The sequence below is a fragment of the Aeromicrobium sp. genome (genome assembly GCF_014378035.1).
Lineage (GTDB): Bacteria > Actinomycetota > Actinomycetes > Propionibacteriales > Nocardioidaceae > Aeromicrobium.
The window spans coordinates 1-6,985 of record NZ_JACMOM010000197.1 but is presented as its reverse complement, the minus strand read 5'-3'; the positions used below and the strand labels follow the sequence as shown (position 1 = coordinate 6,985).

Below are 6,985 nucleotides of genomic sequence, written 5' to 3'. Positions count from 1 at the left end.
ACCGAGCCGAACCAGGCCGAGCAGGTGCTGGCCGAGGGGTCGGCAGACGTCGTGATGCTCGCACGCGCGGCGATCCGTGAGCCGGCCTGGCCCCTGCGTGCGGCGCACGAGCTGGGGGTCTCCTACAAGGACGCCCCCTACCCGCCGCAGCACAGCCGCGGCGCTTGGCGCTGAGGCCTTCCCCGGCCATGGAAGCAGCCAGAGGAAAGGCTCAGAGAAAGGGCTGGACGAGCTCGACGTAGCGACGCTTCATGGTCGCGATGACCTCGTCACCGGGCGCAGCCCACACGTCGGCATTGAAGATCTCGACCTCGATGTCGCCGGCGTAGCCCGTCGCTGCCACAGCTGTGGTGAACGTCGGGAAGCTGATGTGACCGTCGCCCATCATGCCGCGCCCGAGCAGGGTGTCGGCCGGGAGCGGGGTGATCCAGTCGCAGACCTGGAAGCTGACGATGCGGTCGCCGGCCCGGCCGATCTGCTCGTCGATGGACGGCTCCCACCACAGGTGATAGGTGTCGACGACCACACCGACCTCTGACGGGGCGAAGACGTCGGCGATGTCGAGGGCCTGGCGCAGCGACGACACGACACCACGGTCGGCGGCGAAGATGGGGTGCATCGGCTCGATGCCGAGCACGACACCACGCTCACGGGCGTGGGGCACAAGACGTGCGAGGGCTTCGACGGCGCGACGCCGTGCCGCGGCGATGTCCTTGTCTCCGTCGGGCAGGCCACCCGGAACCAGCACGAGGGTCGCTGCTCCGAGCTCGGCGGCCTCATCGATCGCGGCGATGTTCGACGCGTGCGCGGCCGCCACCGCGCCGGGCTCGCTCACGGTGAAGAAGCCGCCTCGACACAGCGACGACACCCGCAGGCCGGACTCGTCGAGCCAGGCCCGGGCCGTGACCAGCCCGACCTCTGCCACGGGCTCACGCCAGAGACCGATCGAGGGAATCCCGGCGGCGACAGCCCCGTCGATCGCCTCCCGCAACGACCACTGCGCCGTGGTGCGCTGGTTCAGGGACAGCCGCGACAGTCGGGCATCGTCGCGGTCAGGTGTGCAGGTGCGGGCCGGGGTCGCGCTGGGCACGTCGACGGTGGTCATCGGACGATCCCGGAGGCGGCCAGGACCAGTCGCAGCCTGTGGCCGGCGAGCTCGGGATCGGGCAGGAGGCGGCACTCGTTGGCCAGCGCGAACACCGTGGCGAGATGGGTGACGCTGCGGGCGGACTGCAGGCCGCCGACCATCGTGAACCCGTCCTGGTGCCCGCTGAGCCACGCGACGAAGGCGATGCCGGTCTTGTAGTGGAAGGTCGGACGTTCGAAGAGGTGGCGCGACAGCGCGAGCGTGGGTGCCATCTCGGTGTCGTAGAGGTCGAGGTCGCCGGCGTCGAGAGCGGTGAGTGCCGCCGATGCTGCCGGTGCGACGGCTGCGAACGCACCGAGGAGAGCGTCGGAGTGATGTGTGCCGTCACCGCGGATCAGCTCGGGATAGTTGAAGTCGTCGCCGGTGTAGAGGCGCACACCTGTGGGCAGTGCCGCGCGCAACGACGTCTCGTGCTCGGCGGAGAGCAGGGACACCTTGACCCCGTCGATCGCGTCGGCGTGCGCGCGGACGAGGTCGAGGAAGGTCGCGGTGGCAGCGGCGATGTCCGTCGAGCCCCAGTAGCCTCGCAGCCTCGGGTCGAACGCCTCGCCGAGCCAGTGCAGGATCACGGGGCCGCTCGCCTGGGCGAGCAGGTGGGAGTAGACGCGGAGGTAGTCGTCGGGACCGGTGGCGACCTGCGCGAGCTCGCGCGACGACATCAGGATCACCTGTGATCCTGCACCTTCGACGACTTCGATCTGCTGGAGGTAGCCGGCTGTCACGTCGTCGGTCGTCGTGGCAGAGACGAGGTGATCGGTGCCGGCGCCCGAGGCGATGCTCGCGCCGAGCTCACGCGCCTGGGCTGCGCTGCGGATGATCAGTTCCTGGGCGACGTCCCAGCCGAGTCCCATGTTGCGCTGGGCAGTGTCCATCGCCTCGGCGACCCCGAAGCCGTGCCGAAAGAGGTGTCTGCGAAAGGCGAGCGTGGCGTCCCAGTCGAGGGCAGCGGGCGCGCCGGGGGTGTTGTCGGCCAGTGGATCGGCCACGGCGTGTGCCGCGGCGAACGCGATGCGGGTCGAGTGGGGATGAGGGTGCTCGTCCCACTGCCGCGGCTCCATCAGGTCGATGGCGTGCCACCGGCCGTCGGTGCTGGGCAGCTCCACCCGTGAAGTGCGGTTGACACCGGTGGAGCTGGTCACGGTCACAGGGTGATCCGCTCGAGCTCGACGCGTCTGCCCTCACCCGATGATGTGAGGGCAGCCTCGACGAGTTGGAGGCCGCGCACACCGGAGAGCAGGTCGTAGCGATGGGGACGTCCGGCGTCGACGTCGCGCAGGTAGTCCTCCCACTGCGCCCGGAAGCCGTTGGGGAACTCCTGGTTGTCGGGCACGCTGGCCCACTGTGAGCGGAAGTCCAGATCCGTCGGCAGGTCGGGGTTCCACACGGGCTTGGGCGTGCGGACGCTCGGTTGTATCCGGCACTCGAACAGACCTGCGACCGCAGACCCGTGGGTGCCGTCGACCTGGAACTCGACGAGCTCGCCGCGGTCGACGCGCACGGCCCATGACGAGTTGATCTGGGCGATGATGTCTCCCTCGAGCTCGAAGATGCCGTAGGCGGAGTCGTCGGCCGTGGCGGTGTAGCGCTCACCGTTCTCGTCCCAGCGCTCGGGCACGTGGGTGACAGCCTTGGCGATGACCGACTGGACCGGAGCGAAGAGATTCTCCAGGACGTAGTTCCAGTGGCAGAACATGTCCAGGACCATGCCGCCGCCGTCCTCGGACCGGTAGTTCCAGCTCGGACGTTGTGCAGGCTGCACGTCGCCCTCGAAGACCCAGTAGCCGAACTCGCCACGTACCGAGAGGATGCGGCCGAAGTAGCCCGAGTCGATGAGCCGCTTGAGCTTGACCAGCCCCGGCAGGTAGAGCTTGTCGTGCACGACGCCGGCGATGATGCCGGCCGCGTCCGCCGCCCGGGCGAGCTCGAGGCCCTCCTCGACGCTCTCGGCCGTGGGCTTCTCGGTGTAGATGTGCTTGCCGGCGGCCACAGCCTTCAGGATCGACTTCTTGCGCTCAGAGGTCACCTGCGCGTCGAAGTAGATTGATGCCGTGGGGTCGGCCAGGGCCTCGTCAAGATCCGCGGTGAAGTCGGCGACGTCATGGCGGGCGGCCAGCTCGGCGAGCTTGGTGCGGTTGCGGCCGACAAGGATCGGCTCGACCTGGAGGCGGGAGCCATCAGCCAGCAGCACGCCCCCGTCGTCGCGGATCGCGAGGATCGAGCGCAGGAGGTGCTGCCGGTAGCCCATCCGGCCGGTGATGCCGTTCATGACGATACGGACCGGTCGGCGCTGGTCTGGTGTGTGCTGCTCCATGGTGGTCAACTGCCCTTCACGTTCGCGGGGGTGGGACGTGCGCCGCCGAGGTACAGCGCACTGAGCTGGGGGTCGGCGAGGAGCTCGGAAGCCGGACCCGTCATGTGGACTGTTCCGAGGTCGAGCACGCAGCCGATGTCGGCCGTCTCGAGGGCGCGTCGTGCGTTCTGCTCGACGAGCAGCACCGCGGTGCCGGCGTCGCGCATCCGGACGACCTGCTCGAACACCGTGCTGGTGGTCTGCGGATCGAGACCCATCGAGGGCTCGTCGAGCAGCACGACCTTCGGACTGACCATGAGGGACCGGGCGAACTCGACCTGCTTCTGCTGGCCTCCCGACAGCAGGCCCGCGAGGGCCTTCCAACGTTCTGCGACGACGGGGAAGAGTGATCGTACGAACTCGACCCGCTTGGCGATGAGGGCCTTGTCGCGCAGCGAGTAGGCGCCAAGCAGGACGTTCTCCTCGACCGTCATCTCGCGGAAGACGCTGTGGCCCTGCAGCACGTGGGCGAGCCCGGCGTCCAGCATGTGTGACGGGCCGCGGCCCGTGACGTCGACGCCGTCGACCACGACCCGGCCGGCGCGGGGGGCCAGCAGCCCGCTCGCGACCTTGAGGACCGTTGACTTGCCGGCGCCGTTGGGCCCGACGAGGCACACCACCGTGCCGGCGGGGACCTTGACGGTGAGGCCACGCAGCACGAGTGCCGCCCGGCCGTAGCCGGCCTCGATGTTGTTGAGCTCGAGCAGGTTGTCAGACACCGAGATACGCCTCCAGAACTCGTGGGTCGGCCTGGACCACCGAGGGGGGACCTTCGGCGATCGGGCGGCCGCGATCAAAGACGACGACGTGGTCGCTGAGGCTCATGACCATGTCCATGTTGTGCTCGACGATCAGGAAGGTGCGGCCCTCGGCGTTGAGCTCTCGCACGAGGGTGCCGATACGTCCGATCAGGGCGGGGTTGACCCCGCCTGCGGGCTCGTCGAGCATGATCAGGTCAGGCTCGGCCATCAGGACCCCGGCCAGCTCGAGCAGCTTCTGCTGTCCGTACGACAGGTTGCCCGCCTCGACGCCCTCGAGGTGGTCGAGGCCTACCCGGGCGAGCCAGCCCCGGGCACTCTCGATCTCACCGGCATTGCGAGGGCTCGCGAGAGCATCGCGCAGTCCGTGGGTGCGGGCCGCGACGAGGACGTTGTCGAGCACCGTCATGCGGCCGAAGATGCGGCACAGCTGGAAGCTGCGGCCGATGCCTGAGCGGGTCACCCGGTGGGGTGACCGGCCGGTGATGTCCTTGCCGGAATAGCGGATCGATCCGGAGTCAGGCTTGATCATGCCAGTGACGCAGTTGAAGAACGTCGTCTTGCCGGAGCCGTTGGGCCCGATGAGCGCGTTGATCTTGCCGGGCAGGAACGACACCGTCGCGGCGTCGATGGCCTTGACGCCGCCGAACGACTTGCTGAGCTCGACGGTCTCGAGGCTGGCGGTGGTCTGCAGCGTGCTCATCGGCGCACCTCCGTACGGGTCTCGTCTGTGATGGCGGGGTCTGTCGTGATGGCCTCGGCAGCGGCGGCCTTCGCGGCTGCCGCCGCCTTGGTCTCGTTGTGCTCGAGCAGCTCGGCGGCCGTCATCTCGCGGATCGAGCTGACCTCGGGCCGCAGGCGGTCGAGCAGCCGGGTGCCGGCGGGAATGATGCCGTCGGGCATGAAGAGCACGACGATCGCCAGCAGCAGCCCGGTGGCGACGAGGTGCAGCTGTGAGTCGCCGAACTCGAGCTTGAAGTACTCAAGCGCACCGCCGACGATGACAGCTCCGAGCAGCGGGCCGTAGAGGTGGCGGACACCGCCGAGGAGCGCCATCAGCACCATGTACGACCCGATCAGGATCGAGAACTGGAAGATCGGATCGAGATCGCCGAACCACAGGGCGTACATGCCGCCACCCAGCCCGGTGAACCCGGCCGAGATGACATGGACGATGAGCTTGTAGCTGTAGGTCGGGACACCGAGCGCCTCAGCCTTGTCCTCGTCCTCGCGGATCGCCTTGAGGCCGAGGCCAAAACGGGAGCGGTCGATGATCCACCACACCAGCAGGGCGACGGCGAGCAGCGCGAGGAACAGGAAGAAGAAGACGCGGTGGTGCTCGGGTCGCAGCAGCCCGGGGAACGGTCGGGGAACTATCAGGCCGTTGGAGCCGCCCGTGAACGAGCTCCAGCTCTGGAAGACCAGCAGCATGATCAGCACCAGGGCGATGGACACGATGACGAACGAGGCACCGCGCACACGCAGTGCGGCGAAGCCGACCGGAACGGCCAGGAGCGCCACGATGATGCCGGCTCCTGCCCAGGCGACGAAGCTCGGGAGGTCGGCCTTCGTGATGAGCAGGCCGGTGGAGTAGGCGCCGAGCCCGAACCAGGCCGCGTGCCCGAGCGAGATGTATCCGGTGAATCCGCCGACGAAGTTCCAGGATGTCGACAGGACGGCGTAGTTGAGGATGACGATGCCGGCCGAGAGGATGTAGGGGTTGGCGGCCCATTGGGGGAAGGTCAGGAGCGCGATCGCGCAGGCGACGAACGTGACGGTCTTGAGCGCGCGGGTCGGGGTGATCCTGGACCTTCTCGTGGACTGGTGGCTGGTGGACGCGTGGGTGCTAGAAGCGCTGGGCAAGACGACCTCCGAAGAATCCTTGTGGGCGGAACATCAGCGTGGCGAACAGGGCGACGTAGAACACCGTCTGCGCCCAGGTCGTTCCCATCGGCAGCTGCAGCAGGCTCTGCCCGACACCGAGCACCATCGCCGCGATGGCCGCGCCGGGGATGCTGCCGAGGCCACCGACGACGATGATCGCCATCAGTGGACCGATCCACAGCCAGTGCAGGGAGGGATAGATCGTGGCGTCGAGCGAGAGCGCCGTGCCGCCGACGGCAGCCGTGGCGAGGCCGAGCCCGAAGCCGTAGCCCGCGATGCGGTCGGTCTTGATGCCGACGAGCTGTGCGGCCTCCTTGTGCTGGATCGTGGCACGGAGCGCCTGGCCGAAGCGACTTTTCTTCATGATCAGGTAGAGCGCCAGGAGCGAGGCGGCGGCCAGGCCGAAGATGATGAGCTTGACGACCGCGACACGTGCCCCGAAGACCTCGAAGCTCGCGCCGCTGTAGCCGAGCTGGATGCGTCGCTGGGTGCCCGAGAAGAAGAATCCGAGCGCGCCCTCGATCGTCAGCGCGATCGCGAATGTCAGCAGCACCGACATCATCGTCAGTGTCGCGGGCCGAAGCCGTGCGACCAGCAGCCGCTGCATCAGGACCCCCATGACGAAGAAGAGGGGCACCGAGATGAACAGTGCGAACAACGGGTCGAGGCCGGTCTTGTCGTGGAACGACCAGGCGATGTAGGCCGCGAGCACCAGGAACGCCGCATGGGCGATCATGACGACACGCATGACACCGAAGTAGAGGGTCAGGCCCGCCGCCAGCAGTGCATAGAGCCCTCCCAACAGCACCCCGAGGATCAGGCTCTGCAGGATCAGTGAACCGGGGT

The 6,985-nt window shown here is 68.2% G+C and carries 7 protein-coding genes and 1 pseudogene; 1 reads left to right on the top strand and 7 read right to left on the bottom strand.

Annotation, left to right across the window (positions count from 1 at the left end):
- Window positions 1-174 (top strand): annotated as a pseudogene (locus tag H7290_RS10465) (NADH:flavin oxidoreductase/NADH oxidase); the annotation flags it as partial.
- Window positions 175-211: 37 nt separating this feature from the next.
- On the opposite strand, the gene H7290_RS10460 reads toward H7290_RS10465, so the two are convergent.
- The 7 genes from H7290_RS10460 to H7290_RS10430 form a co-directional block, all read right to left on the bottom strand.
- Window positions 212-1,105, bottom strand: a complete 894-nt coding sequence (locus H7290_RS10460) for a sugar phosphate isomerase/epimerase (protein ID WP_290513956.1) — start codon at window positions 1,103-1,105, stop codon at window positions 212-214.
- The gene (locus tag H7290_RS10455; RefSeq protein WP_290513955.1) at window positions 1,102-2,286 is read right to left on the bottom strand and encodes a dihydrodipicolinate synthase family protein; all 1,185 of its coding nucleotides are present in this window, start codon (window positions 2,284-2,286) and stop codon (window positions 1,102-1,104) included. The genes H7290_RS10460 and H7290_RS10455 overlap by 4 nt, the downstream gene beginning before the upstream one ends.
- A 2-nt stretch (window positions 2,287-2,288) precedes the next feature.
- Window positions 2,289-3,458, bottom strand: coding sequence for a Gfo/Idh/MocA family oxidoreductase (locus H7290_RS10450; protein ID WP_290513958.1), 1,170 nt, complete (start codon window positions 3,456-3,458; stop codon window positions 2,289-2,291).
- Window positions 3,459-3,463: 5 nt separating this feature from the next.
- Window positions 3,464-4,216, bottom strand: coding sequence for an ABC transporter ATP-binding protein (locus H7290_RS10445; protein ID WP_290513954.1), 753 nt, complete (start codon window positions 4,214-4,216; stop codon window positions 3,464-3,466).
- The gene (locus H7290_RS10440) at window positions 4,209-4,958 is read right to left on the bottom strand and encodes an ABC transporter ATP-binding protein (RefSeq protein WP_290513953.1); all 750 of its coding nucleotides are present in this window, start codon (window positions 4,956-4,958) and stop codon (window positions 4,209-4,211) included. Before H7290_RS10440 ends, H7290_RS10445 begins: the two co-directional genes overlap by 8 nt.
- Window positions 4,955-6,118 (bottom strand): branched-chain amino acid ABC transporter permease, encoded by a 1,164-nt coding sequence (locus tag H7290_RS10435; protein WP_290513952.1) that lies wholly within the window; start codon window positions 6,116-6,118, stop codon window positions 4,955-4,957. Before H7290_RS10435 ends, H7290_RS10440 begins: the two co-directional genes overlap by 4 nt.
- Window positions 6,102-6,985, bottom strand: an 884-nt coding sequence (locus tag H7290_RS10430; RefSeq protein WP_366927622.1) for a branched-chain amino acid ABC transporter permease, incomplete at its 5' end; no start/stop codon positions are given. The genes H7290_RS10430 and H7290_RS10435, both read right to left, overlap by 17 nt.

What these genes read in the sequence shown, in the direction of transcription:
- H7290_RS10460 (WP_290513956.1), bottom strand. Translation starts at nt 1,105, where the DNA reads ATGACCACCGTCGACGTGCCCAGCGCGACCCCGGCCCGCACCTGCACA.
- H7290_RS10450 (WP_290513958.1), bottom strand. Translation starts at nt 3,458, where the DNA reads ATGGAGCAGCACACACCAGACCAGCGCCGACCGGTCCGTATCGTCATG.
- H7290_RS10440 (WP_290513953.1), bottom strand. Translation starts at nt 4,958, where the DNA reads ATGAGCACGCTGCAGACCACCGCCAGCCTCGAGACCGTCGAGCTCAGC.